24 protein-coding genes are annotated in these 26,163 nt (G+C 72.6%); 12 read left to right on the top strand and 12 right to left on the bottom strand.

Annotated features, from left to right (window positions below; all coding sequences use genetic code 11):
- Positions 1 to 16 precede the first annotated feature (16 nt).
- The 4 genes from ACWC5C_RS04110 (at position 17) to ACWC5C_RS04095 (ending at position 4,436) form a co-directional block, all read left to right on the top strand.
- Positions 17 to 1,396 (top strand): endo-1,4-beta-xylanase, encoded by a 1,380-nt coding sequence (locus tag ACWC5C_RS04110; RefSeq protein ID WP_450873496.1) that lies wholly within the window; start codon positions 17 to 19, stop codon positions 1,394 to 1,396.
- A 169-nt stretch (positions 1,397 to 1,565) separates the two neighbouring features.
- A complete protein-coding gene (locus tag ACWC5C_RS04105) occupies positions 1,566 to 2,102 on the top strand; it encodes an RNA polymerase sigma factor (RefSeq protein WP_450873494.1) in 537 nt (178 codons plus the stop codon).
- A gap of 1 nt (position 2,103) precedes the next feature.
- A complete protein-coding gene (locus tag ACWC5C_RS04100) occupies positions 2,104 to 3,288 on the top strand; it encodes a CU044_5270 family protein (RefSeq protein WP_450873492.1) in 1,185 nt (394 codons plus the stop codon).
- Positions 3,285 to 4,436, top strand: coding sequence for a hypothetical protein (locus ACWC5C_RS04095; RefSeq protein WP_450873490.1), 1,152 nt, complete (start codon positions 3,285 to 3,287; stop codon positions 4,434 to 4,436). Before ACWC5C_RS04100 ends, ACWC5C_RS04095 begins: the two co-directional genes overlap by 4 nt.
- Here the strand turns inward: ACWC5C_RS04095 and nirD are convergent.
- The 8 genes from nirD to ACWC5C_RS04055 form a co-directional block, all read right to left on the bottom strand.
- The gene (gene nirD, locus ACWC5C_RS04090; RefSeq protein WP_450873488.1) at positions 4,419 to 4,805 is read right to left on the bottom strand and encodes a nitrite reductase small subunit NirD; all 387 of its coding nucleotides are present in this window, start codon (positions 4,803 to 4,805) and stop codon (positions 4,419 to 4,421) included. The genes ACWC5C_RS04095 and nirD overlap by 18 nt on opposite strands.
- Entirely contained in the window at positions 4,802 to 7,423 is a 2,622-nt protein-coding gene (gene nirB, locus ACWC5C_RS04085) for a nitrite reductase large subunit NirB (protein ID WP_450873487.1), read from the bottom strand. Before nirB ends, nirD begins: the two co-directional genes overlap by 4 nt.
- A 98-nt stretch (positions 7,424 to 7,521) precedes the next feature.
- On the bottom strand, positions 7,522 to 8,787 hold the full coding sequence (locus ACWC5C_RS04080) for a cytochrome P450 family protein (RefSeq protein ID WP_450873485.1): 1,266 nt from the start codon (positions 8,785 to 8,787) through the stop codon (positions 7,522 to 7,524).
- Complete coding sequence (locus tag ACWC5C_RS04075; RefSeq protein WP_450873483.1) at positions 8,784 to 10,070, bottom strand: cytochrome P450; 1,287 nt, start codon at positions 10,068 to 10,070, stop codon at positions 8,784 to 8,786. The genes ACWC5C_RS04080 and ACWC5C_RS04075 overlap by 4 nt, the downstream gene beginning before the upstream one ends.
- The gene (locus ACWC5C_RS04070) at positions 10,067 to 10,702 is read right to left on the bottom strand and encodes a GTP-binding protein (RefSeq protein WP_450873481.1); all 636 of its coding nucleotides are present in this window, start codon (positions 10,700 to 10,702) and stop codon (positions 10,067 to 10,069) included. Before ACWC5C_RS04070 ends, ACWC5C_RS04075 begins: the two co-directional genes overlap by 4 nt.
- Positions 10,686 to 11,045 (bottom strand): DUF742 domain-containing protein, encoded by a 360-nt coding sequence (locus ACWC5C_RS04065; RefSeq protein ID WP_385435966.1) that lies wholly within the window; start codon positions 11,043 to 11,045, stop codon positions 10,686 to 10,688. The genes ACWC5C_RS04070 and ACWC5C_RS04065 overlap by 17 nt, the downstream gene beginning before the upstream one ends.
- Entirely contained in the window at positions 11,042 to 11,485 is a 444-nt protein-coding gene (locus ACWC5C_RS04060) for a roadblock/LC7 domain-containing protein (RefSeq protein ID WP_385435965.1), read from the bottom strand. Before ACWC5C_RS04060 ends, ACWC5C_RS04065 begins: the two co-directional genes overlap by 4 nt.
- Positions 11,485 to 12,837, bottom strand: coding sequence for an ATP-binding protein (locus ACWC5C_RS04055; RefSeq protein WP_450873478.1), 1,353 nt, complete (start codon positions 12,835 to 12,837; stop codon positions 11,485 to 11,487). The genes ACWC5C_RS04060 and ACWC5C_RS04055 overlap by 1 nt, the downstream gene beginning before the upstream one ends.
- A gap of 194 nt (positions 12,838 to 13,031) precedes the next feature.
- Here ACWC5C_RS04055 and ACWC5C_RS04050 point away from each other — a divergent pair, with 194 nt between their 5' ends.
- The 3 genes from ACWC5C_RS04050 (at position 13,032) to ACWC5C_RS04040 (ending at position 15,336) form a co-directional block, all read left to right on the top strand.
- A complete protein-coding gene (locus tag ACWC5C_RS04050; RefSeq protein WP_450873476.1) occupies positions 13,032 to 13,814 on the top strand; it encodes a sulfite exporter TauE/SafE family protein in 783 nt (260 codons plus the stop codon).
- Between the two features lie 131 nt (positions 13,815 to 13,945).
- On the top strand, positions 13,946 to 14,608 hold the full coding sequence (locus tag ACWC5C_RS04045) for a hypothetical protein (RefSeq protein ID WP_450873474.1): 663 nt from the start codon (positions 13,946 to 13,948) through the stop codon (positions 14,606 to 14,608).
- A gap of 80 nt (positions 14,609 to 14,688) precedes the next feature.
- On the top strand, positions 14,689 to 15,336 hold the full coding sequence (locus tag ACWC5C_RS04040; protein WP_450873472.1) for a maltokinase N-terminal cap-like domain-containing protein: 648 nt from the start codon (positions 14,689 to 14,691) through the stop codon (positions 15,334 to 15,336).
- Between the two features lie 151 nt (positions 15,337 to 15,487).
- Here the strand turns inward: ACWC5C_RS04040 and ACWC5C_RS04035 are convergent, their stop codons facing one another.
- Entirely contained in the window at positions 15,488 to 16,672 is a 1,185-nt protein-coding gene (locus tag ACWC5C_RS04035; protein WP_450873470.1) for a GDSL-type esterase/lipase family protein, read from the bottom strand.
- A gap of 178 nt (positions 16,673 to 16,850) precedes the next feature.
- On the opposite strand from ACWC5C_RS04035, the gene ACWC5C_RS04030 reads away from it, so the two are divergent.
- Both ACWC5C_RS04030 and ACWC5C_RS04025 read left to right on the top strand, forming a co-directional pair.
- Positions 16,851 to 17,447 (top strand): TIGR04222 domain-containing membrane protein, encoded by a 597-nt coding sequence (locus tag ACWC5C_RS04030; protein ID WP_450873468.1) that lies wholly within the window; start codon positions 16,851 to 16,853, stop codon positions 17,445 to 17,447.
- A 53-nt stretch (positions 17,448 to 17,500) separates the two neighbouring features.
- Positions 17,501 to 18,400, top strand: coding sequence for a hypothetical protein (locus tag ACWC5C_RS04025; protein WP_450873466.1), 900 nt, complete (start codon positions 17,501 to 17,503; stop codon positions 18,398 to 18,400).
- 285 nt (positions 18,401 to 18,685) lie between these two features.
- Here the strand turns inward: ACWC5C_RS04025 and ACWC5C_RS04020 are convergent, their stop codons facing one another.
- Positions 18,686 to 20,806 (bottom strand): alpha-galactosidase, encoded by a 2,121-nt coding sequence (locus ACWC5C_RS04020; RefSeq protein WP_450873464.1) that lies wholly within the window; start codon positions 20,804 to 20,806, stop codon positions 18,686 to 18,688.
- A 74-nt stretch (positions 20,807 to 20,880) separates the two neighbouring features.
- On the opposite strand from ACWC5C_RS04020, the gene ACWC5C_RS04015 reads away from it, so the two are divergent.
- Together ACWC5C_RS04015 and ACWC5C_RS04010 are read left to right on the top strand one after the other, a co-directional pair.
- Positions 20,881 to 21,957 (top strand): LacI family DNA-binding transcriptional regulator, encoded by a 1,077-nt coding sequence (locus tag ACWC5C_RS04015; RefSeq protein WP_450873462.1) that lies wholly within the window; start codon positions 20,881 to 20,883, stop codon positions 21,955 to 21,957.
- Positions 21,954 to 24,521, top strand: a complete 2,568-nt coding sequence (locus ACWC5C_RS04010) for a CBM35 domain-containing protein (protein WP_450873460.1) — start codon at positions 21,954 to 21,956, stop codon at positions 24,519 to 24,521. Before ACWC5C_RS04015 ends, ACWC5C_RS04010 begins: the two co-directional genes overlap by 4 nt.
- A 114-nt stretch (positions 24,522 to 24,635) precedes the next feature.
- On the opposite strand, the gene ACWC5C_RS04005 is transcribed toward ACWC5C_RS04010, so the two are convergent.
- On the bottom strand, positions 24,636 to 24,995 hold the full coding sequence (locus ACWC5C_RS04005) for a cupin domain-containing protein (RefSeq protein WP_385435949.1): 360 nt from the start codon (positions 24,993 to 24,995) through the stop codon (positions 24,636 to 24,638).
- 108 nt (positions 24,996 to 25,103) lie between these two features.
- Here ACWC5C_RS04005 and cutA point away from each other — a divergent pair, with 108 nt between their 5' ends.
- Entirely contained in the window at positions 25,104 to 25,427 is a 324-nt protein-coding gene (gene cutA / locus ACWC5C_RS04000) for a divalent-cation tolerance protein CutA (protein ID WP_450873458.1), read from the top strand.
- A gap of 30 nt (positions 25,428 to 25,457) precedes the next feature.
- Here cutA and ACWC5C_RS03995 read toward each other — a convergent pair whose 3' ends face one another.
- A complete protein-coding gene (locus ACWC5C_RS03995) occupies positions 25,458 to 26,162 on the bottom strand; it encodes a SanA/YdcF family protein (protein WP_450873457.1) in 705 nt (234 codons plus the stop codon).
- Position 26,163: the final 1 nt, after the last annotated feature.

The following is a 26,163-nucleotide window of genomic DNA, read 5'->3' as shown; positions in this document are numbered from 1 at the left end:
GGAGGACGCGTACGCCATGAGACTTCACCCGCAGGTATTACGCAGAACCGCCCTGGGCCTCGCCACCGCGGGCGCCCTCCTGCTGGGCCTCGCCACCCCCAGCGCCCTGGCCCAAGCCGCCGACCCCGTGCTCCGCGACCTCGCCGAGGCCAAGGGGAAGTACTACGGCACCGCCGTCACCGCGTCCAAGCTGACCGGCACCTACGCCGACATCGCGGGCTCGCAGTTCAACTCCATCACCCCCGGCAACGAGATGAAGTGGGAGTCCGTCGAGCCGAGCCGCGGCACGTACAACTGGTCCGGCGCGGACAGGATCGTCGACTTCGCCGAGGCGCACGACATGGAGGTACGCGGCCACACCCTGGTCTGGCACAGCCAGCTGCCGGGCTGGCTGACGAACGGCTCCTGGACCGCCGATCAGCTGCGCACCCTCATGACCGACCACATCGCCACCGAGGCCGGTCGCTACAAGGGCCGGATCAGCCACTGGGACGTGGTCAACGAGCCGTTCAACGAGGACGGCACCTTCCGCCAGTCGCTCTTCCACACCAAGCTCGGCCCGTCGTACATCGCGGACGCGCTGCGCGCCGCCCGAGCCGCCGACCCGGACGCCAAGCTGTACCTCAACGACTACAACACCGACGGTCTCGGCGCGAAGAGCGACGGGATGTACAACCTGGTCAAGTCGCTGAAGGCGCAGGGCGTGCCGATCGACGGCGTCGGCTTCCAGGGCCATCTCATCCTCGGCCAGGTGCCGTCCACGATGAAGGCCAATCTGCAGCGCTTCGCCGACCTCGGCGTCGACGTGGCCGTCACCGAACTCGACATCCGGATGACGCTCCCGGTCACCGACGCCAAGCTGGCCCAGCAGAAGGCCGACTACCGGGCGGTCACCGACGCCTGCGTGGCCGTATCCCGCTGCGAGGGCGTCACCGCCTGGGGCTTCACCGACTCCGACTCCTGGATCCCGGACGTGTTCGAGGGCCAGGGCGCCGCGACCCCGTACGACGAGAACTACCGCCCCAAACCCGCCTACTACGGCATCGCCGAATCCCTCGGCTGGACCGGCGACGGCGATCCCGGGCCTACCGGCAGCTGCGCGGTTGGCTACACCGTCACCAGCCAGTGGAACACCGGCTTCACCGCGAACGTCACCGTCAAGAACACCGGATCGAGCCCGGTGAGCGGCTGGCAGGTGGCCTGGACCTACCCCTCCGGCCAGCGGGTGACCTCCGCGTGGAACGCCACCGTCACCCAGTCCGGCGCCCAGGTGACGGCCGCGAACGCCGCGTACAACGGCACCATCGGGGCCGGTGGCTCGGTGTCGTTCGGCTTCAACGGCACCTGGTCCGGCGCCAACACCGCGCCCGCCGCGTTCACCTGCACCACGAGTTGAGCGCTCGCGCAGACGCCTGGACGGTGCGAGCCTCCGCCGTCCAGGCACCGCGCCGCCCCGAAAATCCCTCTCCTCTTCTGCGAACAACGCTGTTTCTGAGAACAACGCTGTAAGAAGTCGCGGCTCCCGGCCATTCCCAGGTGAGAGAGCCAAGATGAGGAGACGGCGCGTGACCGACGCCCAACGCTTCCGGGACCTGTACGAGGAGTGCCACCCCCGCGTACTGGCCTACGCATCCAGCCTGGTGGGACGGCAGGTCGGTGAGGACATCACCAGTGAGACCTTCACCGTCGCCTGGCGCCGGATGCGGGACATCCCCGCGCCGCCGCTGCCGTGGCTGCTCGGCGTGGCCCGCAATCTGACCCGCGAGCTGCGCCGCCGCGACGGCAGACAGTACGCGCTGGCCGCCGAGGAGGCGCAGCGCCTGATCAGTGCGGGCGCCCAGGTCGGCGACGTGGCCGCCGATGTGACCGAACGCGCGGCGGCGCTGCAGGCCCTCGCCGGGCTGTCCGCCGCCGACCGCGAGCTGCTGACGCTGGTCGCCTGGCAGGGGCTCGGCCCCCGGCAGGCCGCGCGCGTCCTCGGCTGCACTACCGCCACCTTCTCGGTGCGGCTGCACCGGGCCCGGCGGCGGCTGGAGCGGGCCGTGGCCGCGGTCGGGCTCTCTCGTGACGCCCACCCGACAGTGACAGTGAAGGAGCACTGACATGGCACGCAAGCGGCCCGATGTCATGAAGACCCTGGCGGACGCGCGTCCCCCGGAACTGGACCCCGACCAGCTGGCCGGTTCCGCGCGCGCCCGGCACGACCTGATCGCCATCCTGGCCAGTGCGCCGGATGCGACGGACGCGCCCCAAGCCCGCCGCCCCGCCCGGCCGTTCACCTGGCGCTGGGCGCTTCCCGTCGCGGTGACTGCGGCCGTCGTCGGGGTGGTGGTGGCCCTGCCCGAGGGCGCCCGGAGCCCCGACGGAGCCCGCGCCTCCGCCACCCCCGCCACGGACGACTCTCCCCGGCACACCCCGGAGAACGGCCGTCTCGCGCTGCTGAACGTGGCCGCCCGGGCGGACCGCGCCGCGCACGAGGGCACGTACTGGCAGACGACCACGCGCTCGGCCTGGACCGGCGTCGTCGACCACTCCGGAACGGCCTTCGCGGTCCTCACCTCCGCGACGGACCAGCAGTCCATCGGCGTACGCCCCGGTACGGAGAGCCTGTGGATCTCCGGGCTCAAGGACCGCGTCGTACCGCGCACCGAGCGCGACGCGGCGCGCTGGCGGGCCGCCGGGTCGCCGAAGGACGTGACGCTCGCCGCCGAGTCGGGCGGCAAGCTGGGCTTGCGGATGGACACCGGGTCGAAGAAGAAGCAACCCACGGTGACCCGGACCAACCAGGGCGACCGGATCGCCTCGCTCGGCGCGCGCAATGTGACCTACGAGGACCTGCGGAAACTCCCCGGCGACAGCGCCAAGCTGAAGGCGACGCTGGCCGACCTGTACGAGGAGGACCGGGGGAGCGAGATCAAGGGCCGCACCGAGTGGATGTGGCAGCAGGCGGCCGGGCTGATCCGGCTGCCGGTCAAGCCCGAGGTGCGGGCCGCCGCGTACCGCGTCATCGCGGAGCTGCCGGGCATCGCGTCGCTCGGCGAGGTGACCGACCCGACGGGCCGCAAGGGCATCGGCTTCGCCCTGCCCGCGACCGAGGGGACCGACTACGGGACGGCGCGCTCGGAGCTGATCGTGGACCCGGCGACCGGGGCCCTGCTGGCCGACCAGCAGAGGGTGGTCAAGCCGAACGCGCAGGCCGCCGAGGCGGGGCTGACGGCGGGCACGGTGGTCGGCTACAACGCCACCGTCACGGCCGAGTGGACCGACCAGCAGCTGAGGACGCCGTGAAGCCGCGCACGGTGGTCGCGCTGTGCGCGCTCGCCCTCAGCACCTTGAGCACCCCCGCGAACGCCGCTTCAGAAGCAACCACCCCGTGGAAGCTGCGGACGCCGATGAGCGAAACCGCCTCCCGCGAGTTCTGGGACGTCGCCTCGACCGGCGCCAACGACGCGTGGGTGGTGGGCCGGACCACGGACGGCGCCGCCGGGCCCACCCCGCTCATCCGGCACTGGAACGGCACCACCTGGAAGGACGTGCCGCCCGCCACCACCGGCGGCAAGCCCGCGCGGCTGGAGGAGGTCGCCGCGGCCGCGCCCGACGACGCCTGGGCCGCGGGCTCGCTGGACGACAACACCTCGGTCGTCGTCCAGCACTGGGACGGCGAGAAGTGGCGGAAGGCCGATCACGCGCCCGCCCCCGAGGGCTCGCTGAGCTTCGCCCTCGACATCGCCGCGTTCGGCCCGAAGTCGGCGTGGCTGACCGGCTTCGACTGGAACCCGGAGAGCGGCGCCGAGGTCTCCTACCTGGAGCGCTGGACCGGCTCCCGGTGGCAGCGGGTGTCCCTCCCCGCCGCACCCGGCGGCGGGACCGTGCGCCCCTCGGGCATCACCGGCACCGGCCCGGACGACGTGTGGGTCACCTCCGACACCTCCACCGGCGGGGTGACGAAGCCGCTGCTCCACCACTGGAACGGCAGCGGCTGGACGGTCCGCGAGGTGCCCGTCCCGGCCCCGTCCCCGACCGGCTGGGCGGCCGGGATCCCCGTGGCCACCGGCCGTAACGCGGTCTCCGTGGTGGGCGGCACCAACGAGGACACGCCCCGGGCCACCATGGCCGCCCGCTGGACCGGCGGCCGCTGGCAGCAGCTCCCCGCGCCGCCCCTCGGCCAGATCAACGCCGCGGGCGCGGACGGCGCCGGGCGGCTGTGGACCGGCGGCTGGAGCGCGGGCGACCGCCACTCCACCCTGGCCCGCTGGACCGGTACGGAGTGGTCGGCGGAGGAGCTGCCCGCCGACGTCACCGAGCACAGCGAGATGTCCTCGGTGACCGGCATCGCCGGTGTCCCCGGGACGAACGGCGTGTTCGCCACGGGGCTGGCCGGATGCGCGAGCGACCCCGTCCAGTGCGGCCTGCTCGTCTCACGCGACCTGCGCTGACACCGCGTCACACGTCCGCGTGGCGTAGGCCTGGACGGTGACCGTCTCATCGTCCAGGCACCGCCCCGTCTCCAGGTCGAAGCGCTGCTTGAGCAGCGGCGAGGCCACGAACGGCCGCCCGTCCGCCGAGCCCAGCAGCCCCCGGGAGAGGACGTACGCGCCGGTGAACGGGTCGCGGTTGTCGATCGCGTACGGGCTGCCCGCCCGGTCCAGGAAGACCGCCACCTGGCTGCCGTCCGGCAGCAGAGCGGCCACGCCACGGCCGGGAATGAGGTCGGAGAGGTCGCAGACCGCGAACCACCGCTGGTCGACGAGGAGTTCCACGCGCAGGTCGATCCGCTCAGGTGCCAGGGTCGTTGTCATCGTCATCGGCTCGAGGTCCCTTCGAGAGTGCGGGCGGTACGGACGGGGATGGTGGGGCCGGACAGCAGCGTCAGATCCGGCTTGACCTGGTCGCGCTCGGGCACGAAGGCGACCGTCGGGTCGGGCGATTCGGGCGCGTTGACGAAGGAGACGAACCGCCGCAGCCGCTCCGGGTCGTTGATGGTCTCGGCCCATTCGTCGCGGTAGCCCGCCACATGGTCGGCCATCAGCGCCTCCAGCTCGGCGCACAGCCCCAGCGAGTCGTGGACCACCACATCCCGTACGTGGTCGAGGCCGCCCTCGATCCGCTCCAGCCAGGCCGAGGTGCGCTCCAGCCGGTCCGCGGTGCGGATGTAGAACATCAGGAAGCGGTCGATGAGCCGGATCAGGCCCTCGTCGTCCAGGTCCTGGGCGAGCAGATCGGCGTGGCGCGGCTCGGCGCCGCCGTTGCCGCCGACGTACAGGTTCCAGCCGTTCGACGTGGCGATGATCCCGAAGTCCTTGCCGCGCGCCTCCGCGCATTCGCGGGCGCACCCGGAGACGGCCGACTTCAGCTTGTGCGGGGAGCGCAGGCCCCGGTAGCGCAGCTCCAGGTCGATGGCCATGCGCACCGAGTCCTGGACGCCGTAGCGGCACCAGGTCTGGCCCACGCACGACTTCACGGTGCGCAGCGCCTTGCCGTACGCGTGGCCGGATTCGAACCCGGCGTCCACCAGCTTGGACCAGATGACCGGCAGCTGGTCCACCCGGGCGCCGAACAGGTCGATCCGCTGACCGCCGGTGATCTTCGTGTAGAGGCCGAAGTCCCGGGCGATCTCGCCGATCACGATCAGCTTCTCGGGGGTGATCTCACCGCCGGGGATGCGCGGCACGATCGAATACGACCCGTTGCGCTGGAGGTTGGCCAGGAAGTGGTCGTTGGTGTCCTGCAACGCGGCCTGTTCGCCGTCCAGGACGTAGCCGCTGGCGCCGAGCGTCGGGGCGAGCGAGGCGATGATCGAGCCGACGGCCGGTTTGCACACCTCGCACCCGTCGCCGCTGCGCGCCTCCTCGCGGCCGTGGCCCTCCAGCAGCTGCGCGTAGGTGGTGATGCGCAGGGTGCGGACGATCTCGTACAGCTCGGCGCGGGTGTATCCGAAGCAGCCGCACAGCCCCTTGTCGACGCTGACCCCGCTCGCCTCCAGCTCGTCGTTGACGAGCGTGGTGAGCGTCTTGACGCAACTGCCGCAGCCGGTGCCCGCCTTGGTGCACTTCTTCACCTCGGGCACGGTGACGCACTCGTGCTCGGTGACCGCCGAGCGGATCGAGCCCTTGGTGACGTTGTGGCAGCTGCAGATGACCGCCTCGTCGGGCAGCGCGGACGGGCCGAGCGCGGCGGGCGCGCCGAGCCCGGCGGGCAGCACCAGCTGCTCGGGCGCGACGGGCGGCACGGAACCGGTCAGCGGCCGCAGCATGCCGTACGAGTCGGCGTCGCCGACCAGCACCCCGCCGAGCAGTTCGCCGCCCGCGCCGACCACCAGCTTCTTGTAGACGCCCGCGCGGGAGTCGGAGTAGACGACGTCGAGACAGCCCTCGGCGGTGCCGTGCGCGTCGCCGAAGGACGCCACGTCGACGCCGAGCAGCTTGAGCTTGGTGGAGGTGTCGGCGCCGGTGAAGCCCTCACAGTTCACAGCGGCGAGGTCGTCGGCGACGGTCTGCGCCATCTCGTACCCGGGCGCGACCAGCCCGTAGACCTTGCCGTCGGCGGTCAGCGCGCATTCGCCGATCGCGTACACCGCCGGATCGCTGGTGCGGCACCGCTCGTCGACCGCGATGCCGCCGCGCTCGCCGACGGTCAGGCCGCAGTCGCGGGCGAGCTGGTCGCGGGGGCGCACCCCGGCCGAGAAGATCACCAGGTCGGTGTCGATGGACGAGCCGTCCGAGAGCGCCATGGCGGTCACCGCGCCGTTCGTGTCGGCGGTGATCTCCTTGCCGCCGACGCCGGTGTGCACGATCAGCCCCATGTCCTCGACGGTGCGGCGCAGCGCCGCGCCACCGCCGTCGTCCACCTGGAGCGCCATCAGCCGCGCGTTGAACTCCACGATGTGCGTGGTCAGCCCGAGCCCCTTGAGCGCGCCCGCCGCCTCCAGGCCGAGCAGCCCGCCGCCGACCACGGTGCCGGTCGCCCGGTCCTTGGCGTACTCCTCGATGGCCAGCAGATCGTCGACGGTGCGGTAGACGAAGCAGCCCTCGCTGTCCTTGCCGGGCACCGGCGGGACGAACGGGTACGAGCCGGTGGCCAGCACGAGCGTGTCGTACGGGACGGTCAGCCCGGAGCGCGCGGTGACCGTGCGCGCCGCCCGGTCGATGGTCTCGGCCGGGTCGCCCAGGTGCAGCTCGATGCCGTGCCGCTCCATGAAGCCGTCCTCGACCATGGACAGATCGTCCGCCGTCCGGCCGGAGAAGTACGAGGTCAGCTGCACCCGGTCGTACGCGGGCCGGGGCTCCTCGCACAGCACGACGACCCGGGCGCGCGTCGTCACGCCCCGGTCGGCCAGGGCCTCCAGGAAGCGCTGGCCGACCATGCCGTGCCCGACGAGCACGATCGTGGGGGCGGTCTCGGTCTTCGGTGCGCTCTTCGTCATGCCAGGAAGCGTGCGGGAGTGCTGTTTCCCGACCGCATCACCATCGTTTCCCGGACGCAACGCTGCCCTCAGCGCGCCCCCGCAGTGACTGTGAGCCCCTACCCCAGCGTGATCGGCAGCTTCTGCGGGCTGTTGCCGACGAAGCTCCGGTGCGGCACCAGCTCATCGTCCGGGACCGCCAGGTCGAGGCCGGGGAAGCGGGTGAAGAGCGCTTCGAGGGCGATCACGGCCTCCATCCGGGCCAGCGGGGCGCCCAGGCAGAAGTGGGCGCCGTGGCCGAAGGACAGATGGCGCGCCGCCCGGGTCACCACGAACCGGTCCGCGTCCGGTCCGTACTCCCGCTCGTCGCGCCCGGCGGCGGTGTACGAGACGAGCACGGGCGCGCCCTTCGGGATCACCGCGTCGCCGACGGGGAGGTCCCGGGTGGGGTAGCGGAACGGGAAGTAGCTCACCGGGCTGTCGTACCGCAGCGTCTCCTCGACCACGTCGTCCCAGCTCGCGGCCCCGGAGCGGACCAGCTCCAGCTGATCGCGGTGGTTGCACAGGGCCCGCACCGCGTTGGTGATCAGATTGAGGGTGGTCTCGTGCCCGGCGATGATCGTCAGCATCAGGGTGCCGATCAGCTCCTGCTCGCTGAGCCGGTCCCCGTCCTCCGCGCGGGTCGCTATCAGCGCGCTGGTCAGGTCGTCCCCCGGGTCCTCCATCCGGGCCGCCGCCACCTGGCCGAGAATCGCCACCATCTCGCGGTTGGCCGCCGGGACCCGCTCGGGGGCGGTGGCGGTGGAGACGATCTCGTTGGACAGCTCGTGCAGCCGGTCCTGGTGCGCCGCGTCGACACCCAGCAGCTGGGAGATCACGCTCATCGGCAGCGGCAGCGCGAAGTGGCGGCGCAGATCGGCCACCCCGTCCGGGTCCGCGTCGGCGGCTTCGGCGAGCCGGTCCAGCAGCGTGCCCGTCAGCTCGTGGACGACCGGACGCAGCGCCTCCATCCGGCGCGGGGTGAACGCCCGGGTCACCAGCGACCGCAGCCGCTTGTGGTCGTCGCCGTCGGCGGTGGTCATGCCGGGCACGGTGGCGAAGGTCAGCATCGGCCACCCGGCCGGGATCCCGCCGCTCTGCAGGGCGGCGAAGTGGCAGGCGTTCTTGGCCACGTCGGGGTGGGCGAGGAAGCCCTTCAGCTCCTCGTGCCGGGTGACGGCGTACGCCGGTACGTCACCGGGCAGCAGGACCGGGACCGCGGCCCCCCGGGCACGTAACCCGGTGTTGACCGCGTGCTGGTCGTCGGGCTCCAGCCGGTGCGGCGTCGCGGGGTCGTCCTGCCGTCCAGGGGCGTCGTGCGCTACGGGGCAGCGGCTGTCGGTCATCTGCGGTCTCCTGCGGGCGAGTCGGGTCTGCGGGGCGATGGCGCCGGGGCCTCGGCGGCGAGCTGCGGTGCGGAGAACCGCACGGGCAGCCCGGCCAGCCCCTTGGACCAGGGCGAGGTGACCCACGGAAGCTCCTCCTCCGGCACCGCGATCTCCAGATCGGGCAGCCGGTGGCGGAGCGTGTCCACGGCGGTACGCGTGATCAGCCGGGCCGGATCGCGCGCCGGGCAGGTGTGCGGTCCCGCGCCGAACGCCAGGTGCGAGCGGTTGCCCACCACCGGCCGCCCGTCCTCGGGCAGCACCTCCGGATCGGCGTTCGCCCCGGCCAGCCCCAGGATCAGCATGTCCCCGGCGCGGACGTCCTGTCCGCTGAGGCGTAGATCCCGGGTGGCGTAGCGGCCGGGGAAGTTCTGGGTGGGCGGCTGGCGCCACAGCACCAGGTCGAGCGCGTCGTCCACGGTGAGATGGCCCCGGGCCAGCGAGGAGCGGAACGCGGGATCGGTGAGCAGGATCTGCGTGGTGGAGGCGATCCAGTTCACGGTGGTCTGGTTGCCCGCGACGATGATCACCACCAGGTTGTGCAGCACCTCCTCGTCGCTCAGCCCGACCGGGTGCTCCAGCAGCCAGGAGGTGAGGTCCGCGCCCGGCCGCTGTTTCTTCCAGGCGATCAGGTCCAGCAGGATGCGGCCCATCCGCTTGTTGGCGCCGGTGGCGGCCACGGTGGGCGCGACGATGGTGGCGATCGCGTCGACCAGTCGCGGCCCGCTCTCCGCGTCAAGACCCAGCAGCTCGGTGACCACCTGCAGCGGCAGGACGCGCGCGTACTGCGCGACCAGGTCGGCCCGGTGCTGATCGGCGAACCCGGCGACCAGCCGCTCCGCGGTGGCCCGCACCGTACGGATCAGCTCGTGCCCGTTCACCCGGCCCAGCGCGTCGGCCACCGCCGAGCGCATCCGGCGGTGCTGCGCGCCGTCCGCGAACAGCAGCGCGGGCCGCCAGCCCACCAGCGGCATCAGCGGCGAATCAGGTGGCACCCGGCCGTCGCGCAGCGGCGTCCAGCGGCGCGGATCGTGCGAGAAGTACTGCTCGTCGCGGGTGAGATGGAGCAGCTCACGGTGGCCGATGACGAGCCACGCCTCGATCCCGGGCGCGATCTCGACCGGCACCACATTGCCGTGGTCGCGGCGCATCCGCTCGTACAGGTCGGTCAGCGGCCCGTCCAGCGCCGTCCCGTACAGCGGCACGCGGGTGGTGGCCGTACCGGTGGGGCGCGCGGTCGTCACGGCGCCTCCGTGACGGACTCGATGAGATGGCTCACCAGCGAGATCAGCGCCTTGACCGACGAGGTGTGCTCGCGCGCGTCACAGATGACCAGCGGGGTGTGGGGGAGCAGATCGAGCGCCGAGCGCAGATCGTCCTCGCTGTGCAGCACGCTGTCCGGGAAGGAGTTGACGGCCACCGAGAACGGGACGTCCAGGTCCTCCAGGTGGCCGATGGCGTCGAACGACGCCTCCAGATCGCGGGTGTCGACCAGCGCCAGCGCGCCCAGGGCGCCGCGCGCCAGGTCCTTCCACGCGGGGAGGAAGCGCTGCTGGCCGGGGGTGCCGAAGAGGTACAGGACCAACTCGCCGCCCAGCGTGATCCGTCCGAAGTCCAGCGCGACGGTCGTGGTGGACTTCGTCGGCCGCACCGGCATGTCCAGCCGGGCGCCCGCCCGGCTCATGGTCGCCTCGGTGGACAGCGGCTTGATCTCCGAGACCGTGCCGATCAGCGTGGTCTTGCCGACTCCCATCGGCCCGACGACCAGGATCTTCGCCGCGCCGGACACGCTGGGCTGCACGTACATGACCGTCGCGTCGTCCATGTCGTGGGTGTCATCCATGTTGTCGTCCACGATCTCAGAGCTTGCTTTCAAGCCCATCGAGCACCTTCCTCAGCAAGTCCATATCGGCGCGCTCGGCCACCCGGATGGGCGGGCGCGCCACGATGTGCCCCCAGTCGATGAGATCGGCGAGCAGCACCTGCACCACGGCCGGTGGCTGGCCGAGGTGAGCGGCGACCTCCGCCACCGACAGCAGCCCCTGACAGCAGCGGACGATCCGCCGGTACTCGGGCTGGAGAGTCGGGGGCAGCGCGCTTCCGGAGGCCTTCACCAGCGTCTCCAGCGGCAGAGCATCCCGTGAGGAACCCGCGCGCCCCCGTGTGATCACGTATGGGCGCACCGCAGCGGTGGTTCGTTCCTCCCCGGGGTCGGTCATGGCGCGCTGATCTGCTCCCGTGGCCGACTGCTCAGATGGGCGCCGATTCTCGCCACCAGCACTTGCATCTGCTGGGCCACCAGCCCGACATCCGCCTCGGTGCCGGTGGCCACCCCGAGCGAGGCGCCCTGACCGGCCGAGGTGAACAGCACGAATCCGCCGTCCGACTCGATCATCAGCTGTCTCACCCCCGCCTCCTCGCCGAACAGCAGCGACACCGTGGACTGGCTGGTCACCGTCAGCGCCGCGCAGGCCGCGGCCAGCGACTCGGCCTCGGCGACGCCCAGTTCGGGGACCTCTCCCGTCAGTCCCTCGGCGGAGCCGTGCCCCATGCGCAGACCGTCCTCCGAGACGACGACGGCGTGCCGCACCCCCGCGATCTGGGTCAGGGGACGCAGCATCCATCCAACGTCGGGCAGTCTGGATATGGTTCCGGCCACTACCGGCCTCCTTCTCGATCCTCGTGATCTTCCCGGTCCCGGTCCTGGTCCCGGTCCCGGTCGTGCTCCGGGACGCGCACCCGGTCATGGCCCCCGTCCTCCCCGGCCTGCGCCGCCTCGGCCCGCCCGCGGCGGGTGCCGGACACCACGCTCGCGATGGAGGCCCGCGCGGCATCGGGGGACCACGCGCCGGGGCCCGGGGTGCCGGGGTCGGGGGCGCCGGAGCCCGGGGCGCCGGAGTCCGGGGCGGCTGTACGAGAGGCGTCGCGCGGTGTCGTACGGCGCCGGTTGCGGCGCTGCGGAAGGCCGCCGGCGGCTGGCGCGGGGGCGTCCCCGGCCGGGTCCCGGTCGGCGCGCTCCGCCGCCACCGGCTCGATGACCACCTGCTCGGCGTCCGCCCTGGGGGCGCTGTCCAGCGGCTCGGTCAGCAGCCGGTGCGGTACGAAGACCACGACCCGGGTCCCGCCGTACGCCGAGGCCGTCGACAGCTCGACGCCGAACCCCAGCTCCCGCGACCAGCGCCCGACACACGCGAGCCCCAGTCGTGGGACCGCTCCCAATTGGGCGAGATCCAGTCCCTCGCGCAGCTGCCCGGTGGCCTGCTCCAGCACGTCCAGCGGCATGCCGAGCCCCGCGTCGTCGATCTCGATGACCGCGCCCGCCGCCACCTCCCGGACGGAGACGGCCACCTGGGTGCGGGACGGCGAGAACACCGTCGCGTTCTCCAGCAGTTCGGCGACCGCGTGCATCAGCCCCTCGACGGCCGGTGCCACCGCGTACAGCGACTGCCCGCCGTGCACCTCCACCCGCCCGAACTCCACGATCCTCGACTGGGCGCCGCGCACGCAGTCGAAGAGCGTCACCGGCCGGGTCTCCCGCCGGGCGGGCCAGATCCCGCACATCACCAGCAGGGTCTGCGCCTTGCGGGTCATCTGGGCGGCGGCGTGGTCGGCCTTCATCACCTCGGCCATCAGCCGCGCGTCGGCCACGTGCTGCTCCAGGCCGTCGAGGACCTGCTGCTGCACGGTCGACATGGCGTGCATGTTGCGGGCGACGGACTCGAACGACGCCTGGACGGAGTCGCGCAGCATCCGCTCGCGGCGGGCCGCCTCGTCCAGCTCCGCCCGTACGGCCGCCAGCCGGGTGATCTCCTCGGCGCGCTCGGCGGCGCGGGCCCGCTCCCGCTCGGCGGTCGCGCGCTCCTGCCCGGCGACCTCGCGCTCCCGCAGTGTCGCGGCCTCGGCCCGGGTGACGGCTCTGCGCAGTCTGGAGACCCACAGCAGCCCCAGGAGCAACACCAGCACCAGAGTGACCGACAAGGCCACGATGACGGCCACCGTCCCCGACAGCACCTTTGACACCTCCATCCGGGACACGGCCATGAACCGGGCAGATACTACTCATCAACTGATCAGTTGCGTCTGGTAGTTGCCAAACTCTCACCCGTGACGGATGACGCCTTCACAGCGGCCCGAAGTTGCGGTAGGCGCGACCGCCTCCAGGCCCGTCCGGGGCCCGCCCGAGCCCGCCTCGTAGGCTCCCCGTCATGCCTGACATACCGCTGATGACGTTGCTCCTGCTCTGCCTGGCGGCGGGAGCGGCGGGCTGGATCGACGCCGTGGTGGGCGGCGGGGGACTGCTGCTGCTCCCCGCCCTGCTGGTCGGGCTGCCGGGCTTCCCGCCCACGTTCATCCTCGGCACCAACAAGGCGATCGCCATCTGCGGTACGACGGGCGCCGCCGTCACCTATACCCGCAAGACCCCGGTGGACGTCCGGATGGCCGTACGCATCGGCGTCGCGGCCGCCATCGGCTCGCTCGCGGGGGCCGTTCTCGCCTCCGGTATCGACAGTGCCGTCCTGCGCCCCCTCATCATGGTCGTCCTGCTGGCGGTGCTCGCGTTCGTCCTGCTCCGCCCCGCCTTCGGCGCCGCCCCCGCCCTGGCGGGTCCGCTCTCCCGCCACCGCGTCCTCACGGCGGTGCTGGGCGTGGGTCTTGGCATCGGCTTCTACGACGGCCTGTTCGGCCCGGGCACCGGCACGTTCCTGGTCATCGCGCTGGCCGCGACGCTGGGCACGGACCTGGTGACGTCCTCGGCCACCGCGAAGGTCGTCAACGTCTGCACGAACCTGGGCGCGCTGGTGACCTTCGGCTCCCAGGGCAGGGTGCTGTGGGGCCTGGCCGCGCTGCTGGCCTGTTTCAACCTGACGGGCGCCATGGTGGGCGCGCGGATGGCGCTGAAGCGCGGGACCGGCTTCGTGCGCGGGGTGCTGGTGGTGGTCGTGGTCTCGCTGGTGGTCAAGCTCGGCTACGACCAGTGGGTGGCCTGAGGCGCCCCGCCTTCACTTGCCTCTTCACCACGAGGCGGCCCGGTACGCCCGCAAGCGCGACTGGCTGTAGACAGGTACCCGAGACCTCGGGCGGCACAGAGCCCGGGCCGCAGTCGGCACAAGGAGCGGGGATGGCAACGGGGATACGGGACTGGCGGATCGCGGCGCGGAACGGGCTGGTCCCGGAGGACATCAGTCCGTGGAAATCGGCGCGGCGCACGCTCGCGCTGGTGGTGTTCGTGTGGGCCGCCGCGGCGGCCATCACCTGCGCCGCGTATCTGACGCTGGGCTCGGAGGTGGTCCCCATCGCGCTCGGGGTGGTCCTCTGCCTGGCCTTCGCCGTGCTGCTGATGCTTCTCCACCGCGCTGCCTGGCTGGCCGTACTGGCCGTGGTGCCCGCGCTGTTCGTCCTCGTCGGGGCCGTCCAGTACGCGCCCGAGGCGGCCCTGGAGCGGCGCGGTGTACGCGAGAGCGTGGTGATCGTGGCGGACAGCGCGGCCGGGACGGGCGGCGACAACCATCGCTTCACCCTCCGCCGTACGGACGGAAGCACGCTCAAGGAGAAGCTGGAGTACGACGGCGACACCTGGGACCCCAAGGTGGGCGAACGGCTCGATGTCATCCGCGACCCGGAGGGCACCGTGCCGATGGAGCAGGCGGAGGACGTGGACGCCGGGGGCCGGATGGGCGGTCTGATCGGCGGCACCGTGGCCTGGACCCTGATCACGGTCCTGGCGGGTCGCCGTGGCCATGTCCGCCGCCGCCGGGGCATCGAGATGCCGGACTACATGTGATGACCGGCGTTGCCGGTGGATGTCATGGGAAAGGTGGACGCCACGGGGAAGACCCCGCCGACGGAAGGCGTTCATGAGGCATGGCTGTCATCCACAAAACCACCATGCGCCCCACCAAGCTGGAGCTTCTGGCGCCCTGGCTCCCCGCTCGGCCCTGGTACCTGGGCGCGGGGCGCGCGCCGGAGCTGTCCCGGGTCGGGGGGTTCCGGCTCGATGATCCGGCGGGGGAGGTGGGCATCGAGTTCATGGTGGTCGAGGACGCGTCGGGGGAGCGGCCGGTCTGGTACCACCTGCCGCTCAGCTACCGTGCCGCCCCGCTCGACGGCGCCGAGCACGCCGTGATCGGCACGTCCGAGCACGGGGTGCTGGGGCAGCGGTGGATCTACGACGGGACCCATGACCCGGTGCTCGTCGCCCAGCTCCTCGCACTCCTCCAGGGCCGCGCCACACCGCAGATGCAGAGTGAGTCGGACACTCCCGACCCCTCCGTCGCGGTGGAGGGCGCGGAGGCGATCCCGGGAAGGGCCTCCGGCGCGCCGGATGTCACCGACAGCCCTGGCGGTACGTGTCTCGCGGTCGGGCCCTTGACGCTCGACGTGACGCGTGTCCTCCGGCGAGACGAGGACGGGGCCGAGCAGGCGGCGGCCCTGGCCCAGGTCAGCGCGGGCTGGCGGCTGCCGGACGGCGGCGAGGCGCGCGACCGGTTCGCCGTCCTGCGCGACAGCTGAAGGGACCTGCCGGACGACCACGCCCCCGGCACCCGCGCCGCCCTCGTACGCGCCCGCGACCTCGTGCGCGAGCGCGCCCCGCGCCAGACCGCCGACGACGGCCTGCGCCCGGCCACCGCCACCGGCACCGGCCCGGCGGCCACCGCGTTCGTCACGGCTCCGTCCGCGTAGCGGCGGCGCCGAACGGGCCGCCGTTCCCGAACGCCGCATCGGCGAAGCGCTCGCCGATGCGGCGATGGGTGGCCGCGTCCGGGTGGAGCTGGTCGGGCAGCGGCAGTTCGGCGAAGTCGGCCTCGCCGTAGAGGTCGCGTCCGTCGAGGTAGTGCAGAAACGGATCGTCGGCCGCCCGCTGCCGCACGATGCGGGCCAGCTCGTCCCGTATGACGGTGAGCGTCAGCTTCCCGGCGGCGCGCTCGGCGGGGTCGCCCGTGGCCCGGAACTGGAGCCTCCCTTCACTGAGACCGGAGAAGTCCGGCGCGGCGGGGCCCGGTGTGTCCTCGTGGATGGGGCAGTACGTGGCGGAGACGACCAGCAGTGGCGCTGTGGGATGCCCCTCGCGGAGGGTGTCGAGGAAGCCGTGCACCGCCGGGGTGAACGCGCGCAGCCGCATCAGATCGGCGTTGACCAGATTGATGCCGATCTTGACGCTGAGCAGGTCGGCGGGGGTGTCCCGCATCGCGCGGGCCGTGAACGGGTCGAGCAGGGCACTGCCCCCCAGACCCAGGTTGATCAGCTCCACGCCACCGTGCGAGGCCGCCAGCGCGGGCCATGTGGTGCTGGGGCTCTCGGCGTCGGAGCCATGGCTGATCGAACTCCCGTGGTGCAGCCACACCCTGCGCTCGCCGTCCGGCACGGCCTCGACGGGGGCGTCCGTGCGCAGGGCGACCAGCTCGGTGACCTCGTTGTACGGCAGCCAGATCTCGACGTCCTTCATCCGGTCGGGCAGCCCGGAGAACCGTACGGTGCCGACCGGACCGGGCTGGATCTCCGAGGACCAAGTGGTCATGTCGACCATCCGGACGTTGCCCCCGGTCACACTCGCCCGCCCGGCCAGACGGCCGTCGACGTGCAGGTCATACACCCCGTCCGGACGGGGCGGGGCACCCCGGTACGCCATCTTGGTGCGCAGCGCGTCCAGTTCGACGGCGGTGGCCCGGGTACGGAACGTCAGCCGTACCCCGGAGGGCTGAGCCTCCGCCAGGGCCAACTGCCCGTCGGCACACTGCGCGCGGGCCCAGGCGGGCAGCCGGTGCGGCAGCACCCCGCGCTCGGTGCGCTCCACATCGAGGGCGCCGCGCAGGAGTTGCGCGGTGATGGGGGTCGTCTCGGTTGCCATGGTCGTCCTTCCTTTTGCCGTAAGTGCTTAAGTCTATGCCTAAAGACTTTAGGCGATGTGGCGAGTGGTTCGTCAACCTCAAATTCCCCTCTGAACTGGCGTGATCACGGTTCGTGACCTTGTCGTCCGGACAAAACTGAACACAAGGAGGCAGGAATGGATGGAGGGGGACATTCCGATGAGGAGCATTTTCCGGCGCACCACCGAGCCCGTGCCGCAGACACTGGATCTCTACGACGTCGCCTGTCTGGCGGGCGGGGCGCGGCGCATGATGGAAGTCGCCCTCGTCGCGCTGCATGAGCGCGGCATGGTCCGCGTCCGCGTCTCGCGGGTGCGCGCCGTCGACGGAGCGGTCGACCAGCCCGACGCCCACCCCTTCGAGTGCGCGGTCGTCGACCTGTGCCGACGCCGGTCGCGCGAGACATACTCCCTGTTCAGCGAGGTGCGGATCGCGCCCGAAGTGGAGGAGATCGAGCGCCGCCTGGTCTCCTGCGGCCTGCTCACCCGCAAGCGGCGGCTCACCTACGCGGGCGGGCAGCACCTGGAGGCGGCCGAGCGGAGCGGCGCGTACCCCGCGTACGTCTTCAACGGCCCCGCCGCCCTGCCGGAAGGCGTGCTGCGGCGGAACGTCGGCGGGGTGACGCCGTCGACGCCCGGCCTCGGCCGCCGTCTGATCCGGCTGGGCGACGCCCTCGGCGATTGGGCGTCGGAGCACGGCGGCGACAGCGACAGCGGCGGCCACTCCTGCGGTGGCGGTGGCGGCGGTAGCGACTGACATGGGTGGGGGTACTCAGGCGTTCGGGGAACGCGCCCTGACATGATCGGAACGTGAAGGCCACGGGGAAACGATGGACGCACCTCGCCCTCTACCTGGGGCTGGTGTGGGCGGCCGGGGCACTGGTGGTGCCGCGCGCCTACCGCATCGGCTTCAGCCACGGGCTCGGAATCGACGTCGAGCGGCTGCCCGCGATCGGGATCGGCGCGGCCGCCATGGTCAGTGTGCTCGCGGTCGGCGTGGCCCCGGTGGGCCATGTGGTGCGGCCGTGCCGCACGGCGGGCGGGCGGCTCGGCTGGGCCGTGACGGTCTTCCTCGGCGGCACGGTCGGCCTCGCGGCCGGAATCGGCGCCTACCGCTCCGGCGCGCTGCACGTGGGCGGGCCCGCACAGCGCGCCGCGCTGTGCGGGGTGCCGTACGCGCTGGTGGCGGCGCTGTTCATCGCGGGCGTGACGGTCCGTCTGATATCCGGTGTGGCGGTGCTCGGCGTGGTGGCGTACGGCACGGCCGTCACCCACAAGTCGCAGCAGGAGAAGGAGATGCGGGGCCTCATGGCCGGTACGTCACTGGCCCGCCAGGACCTCCTGCTCCCCGATCCGCCCGCCGGATACCGCGTGGACGAGGGCAACGGCCTGCTGACGGCCGATGGCTTCGGGGTCCACTACGTCCCGTACGCGCCGAGCACGGTGGGCGGCGGGCGTCCCGATGTGGCGTTCATGGCGAGCCGCACCACCATGCGGGACGCCGACGGCATCACCGAGGCGACCCGCACCCTCGGCGGCGGGAACGTCGAAATCGTCCTGTCGGCGCACCGCGACGGCATGCGGCTCACGGTGACCGCACGCGGCCCGAGCGGCCCGGCCGACCGGGACGAGCTACGCCGCATGCTGCGCACCGCCCGCCCGGCCAGCGACGCCGAGGTGCTCCACGCGCTGCGACGTCCCGCCGCCTGACCGGACCGCGCTCACAGCCAGCGCAGCGCGGCCTCGGCGCTGTCGCCCGGGCTGGTGTTGAACGCGATGGCCGCCTGGGGCGCGTGCTGCCGGATCAGATTCACGACCTTCTCGAACACCGTCAGTCGACTCGTCGAGCGGGAGCAACACCGTGGAGGTGTCGGCGCCGTACTCGCGGAGGCGGGCCATGTCCGTGTCGATGAGCGCGAGAACGGCGTCCGCGTCCATGCCGGGTGCCAGCCGAGGATCGAGTCCCAGAAGGAGCACAGAAGACATGTCGCGAGCCTAGCGCGCCGGTTGGTGCGGGGCGGCGGTCAGGCACAGCAGGAGTGCCGTGGGGGTGTGGGGCAGGGTGACGGTAAGTTCGGCGCGGTCCGCCGCCCAGGTGGCTCCGGAGATGGACTCCGCCGGGTGGAGGTGTTCGATCCGCAGCGCGCGCCCCGCCAAGTGGGTGAGGGAGAGGGCCCGTTCGGGCTGGTCGCCTCCCCGGCGCCAGACCGTTACGTACGTCCGGCCATCGCCCGTACGCAGCCCCAGCGCCACCCACGCGTCCGTCCAGCCCGGCAGCCCCAGCGGCCAGAAGGGGACGGCCGAGGGCAGATCGGCGCGCACCCGCCGGTACACCGCCAGGGCGTCGCGGACGAGGTCCAGTTGGGCCGGGGCCATCCGGTCGAGGTGGCCCGAGAGATGGACCCGGCCCAGCAGCGCACCGGCCAGCGTGTAGCGGATCTCGTCGTCGGTGAAGCCGGGCTGCGGGTACGCCCACACCGCGCCCTGTTCCGGCGGCACCGCGCTGGGCGCGGCGGCGGCGATGGGCGGGTAGCGCAGCGGGTCCTGCTGGTCGCTGGTGGACTGGAGCTGGGCGAGGGCGAGCGAGGAGCCGTCCATGCGCATACCGCCCGAGGCGCAGTTCTCGATGACGAGCGCGGGGTGGCGGTCGAGCACGGCGGCCAGCCAGCGCTCATGGGCGCGCGCGTGGCCGAGCAGGCCCGCGCCGGGGGCGGCGTGGCCGTGCTCCGGATCCCAGTCCGTACCGGGGGCGATGCTGATGTTGTAGTCGAGCTTGAGGTAGCCGACGCCCCAGTCGCCGACGATGCGGTCGATCGTCGCGTCGAGGTGGCGGCGCGCGGCGGGGTGGCGCAGGTCGAGGTGGTGGCGGCCGTTCTCGGTGAGCCGTACGCCGTCGCGCTGGAAGAACGCGTCGTCGGGCAGCTCGGCGGCCACCGGGCTGCGGACGCCGACGACTTCGGGCTCCAGCCACAGCCCGGGGACCATGCCGAGGGAACGGATACGGTCGAGAATGAGTTGCAGCCCGCCGGGGAAGCGCCGGGTGGAGGGCTGCCACGCGCCGACGCTGTCCCACCAGCCGTCGGTGTCGTCGTACCAGCCCGCGTCGATGCAGAAGTATTCCGCCCCAGCCCGGGCGGCGGCGTCGATCAGCGGCAGCAGCCGCTCGGTGGTGGGGTCGCCCATCAGGGTGTTCATGTAGTCGTTGAACACGATGGGCAGGGCGGTGTGGTCGGGGTGCGGTCGCCGGATCGCCCGGCGGTACGCGGTGAGATGGGCCACCGCCGCGTCGAACCCGCCCCGCGCGGCGAGCGCGAGGGCGGCCGGGACGGTGGTGAACGAGGCGCCGGGCGCGAGCCGTTCGCGCCACTGGTGCTCGGCGTCGGTCGGCCCGCTGAGCGCGACGTACGTACCGTCGCCCCGCTCCCCGGCCTCCCACCGCCACCCCACCGGCGACTCGACCTGCCAGAGCCAGGCCCGGCCGGTGGCGCGCTCCGTGAGGGCGCCCATCGGCAGCTGGCCATCGGTGGGCCAGCTGCCGACGCTGCTGAGGACGAGGGCGACGCGGCTGGCGTTTCCGTGGGCTTCGCGCGACAGGTCCACGATCCGGTCGCGCAGCGGTACGGCGGTCCAGCGGCACTCGGCCAGCCACTCGTTGCGCGCCCAGTGCACATCGAGCGCATCGGGAGAGGGGAGGCCGCCGAGGACGAGGTGGGGGACGGCCTGGACGACGAGCGGGCCGGTGCCCTCGTTCGTCAGCCGCACCTCGGAGCGCAGCACCGGCAGGCCGTCGGGGGAGGAGAGGCGGACCTCGGCGGTGAGGCCGGAGCCGGGGTCGTGGAGGTCGAGCGTCAGCCGGTGCCAGCGGCCGTCGTCGTCCGTCCCGGTCTGGTGGCCCCGGTATCGCAGCCGCGCGCCGAGCACCGTCTCGATGCCGCGCTGCCCGGACCACTCGCTGCCGTGGCCGAGCGCCAGCACCTCCACGACCGGCGTGCCCTCGGGATCCGGCGGCGCGGTATCGCCCGGCGGGCCCAGCCGTACGAGCCGGAGCACCCCGTCCGCCCCGGTCGCGAACTCCGCCGTGAGCGCCGTATGGCCCCATGTGAACGTCTCCCGCACGCCAGCCCCTTCCCCAACTCCGGTTGCTTGACGAGTCCCTTGACGGCCCCTGTGTGACCGGTCACAATCCTGGCGTGCATGTGACCGGTCACACAAGAGGCGGCAAGCGGCCCGGCATCCGCGACGTCGCCACCGCCGCGGGCGTCTCGTACCAGACCGTCTCCCGCGTGATCAACGACCATCCGAGCGTCAAACCGGCCACCCGGGAACGCGTCCTCGCCGCGATCCAGGCCCTTGGCTTCCGCCGCAGCGCCACCGCGCTCGCCCTGGCCAGCGGACGCGCCCGCTCGGTCACCGTGCTGACCGCGAACACCACCCACTACGGCTACGCCGCCACGCTCCAGGGCATCGAGGAGGCCGCCCGCGCCGCCGGTTACACGGTCGCCATCGGCGTCCTGGAATCCGACACCGTGGCCGACGTCCGGACCGAGGTGCGGCGGGCCGCCGACACCGGCGGCGGGCTGATCGTGATGGCGTACGACACCGCCGGGGTCCGCGCCCTGGCCGCCGTACCCGCCGAACTCCCGGTCGTGGGCGTCGTGGAGACCCCGTCCCGGCCGCCCGCCGGGCACCGCCCCTGGGTGTGGACGGACGACCGCGAGGCGGCCCGCACCGTCACCCGCCACCTGCTGGACCTCGGCCACCGGACCGTGCACTACGTCGCCATCCCGTCCAGCACCCGCCGCACCGGCCAGCGCACCGCGGGCTGGCGGGACGCGCTGCGCGCGGCCGGGGCGCCGCTGCCGCGCCCGCTGGCCGGGAGCTGGGATCCGGCCGGTGGCTACCAGGCGGGGCTGCGGCTGGCCCGCGATCCGTCCGTCACCGCGATCCTGTGCGGCAACGACGACCTCGCGCTCGGGGTGATCCGGGCGCTGCACGAGGCGGGCCGGGCGATCCCGGGCGAGGTGAGCGTGGCCGGTTTCGACGACGCCCCGCACTCGGCGTTCCTCACGCCCTCCCTGACGACCGTACGGCTCGACTTCACGGGCCTGGGCCGGGCCGCCTTCGGCCGGTTGCACGGCCTGTTGGAGGCGGCCGCACCGGTCGCGCCGCGCCCCGTCTCCGTACCGCTGCTGATCGTCCGCGAAAGCTCCGGCCCACCGCCGGCCCCGTTACCGCCGACCCCACCCTCGGAGGTCCCCCGCGCATGAGCAGATCCAGCACATCCAGCAGGCCCAACAGGCGCCTCAGCCGCCGCATACGAACGGCCGCCACCGCCACGGCCCTCGCCGCCGCACTCCTGGCGGCGGCCGTCCCCGCCGACGCCACCACCCCCACAGCTACTGCTAAAGCCGCCCCGAACCTCGCCGTCGACCTCGCCGCCCCCGAGGGCCCCGTCCTGCGCGGCGCCAACGGTTCGCTCTACGGCCTGAGCGACGACGGCGTGCCGACCGACGCCGCCCTCGCGCCGCTGAAGCTCACCACCGTCACCCAGAAGCCGGAGGGCGGCGCCCAGCACCCGAACGGCGACGCCGTCACCGTCTCGAAGTCGTTCTTCCGCAACGGCGGCGGCGACGTCCTGGTGATGATGCAGGACATCTACGCCAAGTGGCCGTACGAAGACCTGGGCATCGAGGACTACCTCACCAAGGTCGACAAGATCGTGCCCGACGTCGCCGACGCCCCGGGCAGCGAGCACTTCGTCTACGTCCCGTTCAACGAGCCCGACCAGATCTGGTACAACCTCGGCGTCGCCGACCAGGCCACGTACGAGAAGAACCGGGACCGCTTCTTCCGCGACTGGAAGACCGTCTATCACCGCATCCGCGCCCTCGACCCGGACGCCCGCATCGCGGGCCCCAACGAGTCCTCGTACCACTCCCGCCTGATGGGCGACTTCCTGACCTGGGCGAAGCAGGAGAAGGTCCTGCCCGACGTCACCACCTGGCATGAGCTGGGCCCGGACTCCCTGCGCGACTTCCAGGGCCACTACGACGACTACCGCGCCCGGGAGAAGCGCGCGGGGATCGCACCTCGCCCGATCAACATCGATGAGTACGCCAACCGCCGCGATCTGTCCGTCCCCGGGCAACTCGTCCAGTGGGTCTCCCTCTTCGAGCGCAACAAGGTCTACGCCGACCAGGCGTACTGGGATGCCGCGGGCAACCTCTCCGGCAGCGTCGCCCAGGCCAACATCCCCAACGGCGCGTGGTGGTTCTTCCGCTGGTACGCCACCATGACCGGCCGGACCGTCAAGGTCACCCCGCCCACCGCGAACGCCGTCGACACCCTCCAGGGCCTCGCCTCCTACGACACCGCCAAGCGCCAGGCCCAGGTGCTGGTCGGCGGGGCGGCGGGCGACGCGGACGTGACGGTCGGCCATGTCGACCCGAAGGTGTTCGGCGGCCAGGTCACCGCCGCCGTCTCGGAGGCCGCCTGGTCCGGCTACGAGGGCGCCCACGCCGCACCCCGCACCCTGGCCCGGAAGAAGCTGACCGTCCGCCCGGACGGCTCGGTCACCGTGCCGCTCACCGGCATGGACCGCATGTCCGCGTACCGGATCGTGCTCACCCCGGCGGGCAGCGGCACCCCGCAGCCCGCGCGGGCGCCGTGGCACGCGGCGTACGAGGCGGAGGAGGCGGCGATCACCGCGGGCAAGGTCTACACCCAGGGCACCGTCGCCAACGCCAACGGCTACGCCGCCTCTGGCACCAAGGACGTCGGTTCCCTCAACCAGGACACCAGTGAGGTCGCGTTCACCGTGGACGTGCCCCGCACCGGGGACTACGACCTCTCCGTCCTCTACGGCAACCAGAGCGGCGGCCCGGCCACCCAGCGGCTCACGGTCGACGGCGGCGCGGCCCGCACCCTCACCTACCCCTCCACCGAGAACTGGACCTACCGCGGCCTCAAGAACACCACCGTCCGCCTGTCCGCGGGCCGCCACGAGATCGCCCTGGCCCATGACACCGCCGAGGTGACCCTCGACCGCGTCGACCTCACCGCCGCCACGCAGCCCTCCGCCGCGTACGAGGCCACGCTCGCGGACACCACCGGCAGCCCGTCCTACGACTACGGCTCGGCGAGCGGAACCGGCACCGGCGCGCTCGTCCTCGGCTCCCGGGACACCGCCGTCTTCGACGTCTACGCGCCCCGCGAGGGCTACTACGCGGTGACCCCGCGCGCCTCGGGCGGCCCGCTGAAGCTCACCGCGCACGGCGCGACCACGACGACGTCCCAGCGGCTCTACCTGACCGCCGGGAACAACCGCGTCACCGCCGCACCGGCCGGAGCCGCCCCCGTCCGGCTGCGCTCCCTGGACGTCACGGGCGCGGGTGACGACACGGCGGGCGTGCGCGGATACGAGGCGGAGAGCGCCGCGCTGTCCGGCACCGCCAAGCCCGAGTCCGGCACGCACGCCTCGGGCGGCGCTTACGTCGGCTGGCTCGGCAACGGCGCGTCCAACACCGCCACCCTCACCGTCCAGGCCCCGGCGGCGGGCCGCTACCTGATGGCGGTCCGCTACGCCAACAACGAGCGGCGCGACAACGGCCACGCGTACAACACGGACATCGTCTCGCGCGGCGCGGACATCACGGTCGGCCAGGGCAAGCCCCGACGCGTGATGTTCAAGAACACCTGGGGCTGGAACGACTACTGGACCCTGGCCGTCCCCGTCGACCTCGCCAAGGGCGCCAACACGGTCACCTTCGCCAACCCGGGCGCGTACGCCCCCAACCTCGACCGGATCGACCTGGCCCCGGTCATCGGCTGATCCCCTTCGCGTGATGCGCCCCGGTGCGGCCGTGCAGCCGCACCGGGGCGTGGGGCACCGCTTCCGGTGTCAGCGCGGAGGACCCCGGAGCGGCGCGCTTTAAGGTGATCGCCGTCAGGCGGTCGCCGCGTCCTCACCGGGAGTGGGGCAGCCCACGGTGGCGGTCACGGCGGTCAGCAGCACCACGGAGTCCTCCAGCGCGACCATCCCGTGCCGCTCGTGCGGAACGCGCTCCACCTGCCCGGCGATGAGATCCGTGCGCACCCCGCTCCCGGTCAGCCGCACATGACCGTGCAGTACGTGCAGACTCGCCGCCGGGGGAGCGTTGTGCTCGTCCAGCTGACAACCGGAGACCATCGCGATCACGCTCTGCCGCAGCGGCCCGTCATGCAGGAACAGATGTGCGCTGCGCCCGTGCGGATCGGCCTTCGCCTGATCCAGATGGTGGCGCGCGAGCGCGGTGAGGTCATCCATGAGTGCCCCTCGATCGGCCTGATCTGATCGTCGCCGGGTTCCCTCAATCGTCACCGGCTAGCGTGATGCGCGCCAGTTCGCACCCCCGCGACATGGAGAGAGGCATCCGTGGCCGACTACCTGACCGTCCTGACGACCACCGACACCCCCGAGAAGGCGGAGGCCCTGGCGCGCGGCGCCGTGGAAGCGCGGCTGGCGGCCTGCGCGCAGATCAGCCAGCCGGTGACCTCCGTCTACCGGTGGCAGGACGCCATCGAGACCGCCGCCGAGTGGCAGGTGCTGTTCAAGACCACCGCCGCGCGCTACGACGAGCTGGAGGCGCACCTCCGCGAGGCGCACGACTACGAGACGCCGGAAGTGATCGCGACGCCGATCACGCAGGGCAATGAGGACTATCTGGCGTGGGTGGTAGCGGAAACAACAATCGGCTGACAGAAAACAACATCTGTCACCTGTCATCCGCTATCCGTTATCCGCCAACGCCTCGCTGATACCCCGCTCCCGGGGCCCCAGGAACTGAGGATCGGGCCGGAACGTGGCGTCGAGCACCGCCTTGCTCGCCGCCACGGTCTCCCGCAGCCCGCCGAAGCCCCATGTCGCGTCGTGCGGCTCGTCCACCGCGACCCCGTACGCGTCGACCCCCGCCGCCCCGCACAGAGCCACCGCCCGCCGGATGTGGAACCCCTGGCTCACCAGCACCGCCCGGTGCACCCCGAACACCCGCCGCGCCCGGCTGCACGAGTCCCAGGTGTCGAAGCCCGCGAAGTCACTCACGATCCGCCGGTCCGGCACGCCCCGCTTCACCAGGTAGGCGCGCATCGCGTTCGGCTCGTCGTAGTCGTCCCGGCTGTTGTCCCCGGTGACCAGCAGCGCCCGTACCTTCCCGGCCCGGTACAGCGTGACGGCCGCGTCCAGCCGGTGCGCCAGATACGGCGACGGCTCCCCGTCCCACAGCCCGGCCCCGAACACCACCCCCACCGGCGCCGACGGCACGTCCCCACCCGCCGCCCGCACCCGCCCCTCCGTACTCAGCCGCAGCCACGTCGCGGGCAGCAGCGCCACCACACTGACGACCACAGCAAGCTGAAAAACCCCCCGCCACCCCCGCCGCGTCCGCGGCAGCCTCAGGCTGCCTGTCGCCGCGCGTAGCCGCCGTCCCCCGCGCATG

This window comes from Streptomyces sp. NPDC001700 (assembly GCF_053596435.1).
Note: the sequence above shows the minus strand (reverse complement) of the source record. Positions and strands in the feature narration are given on the sequence as shown.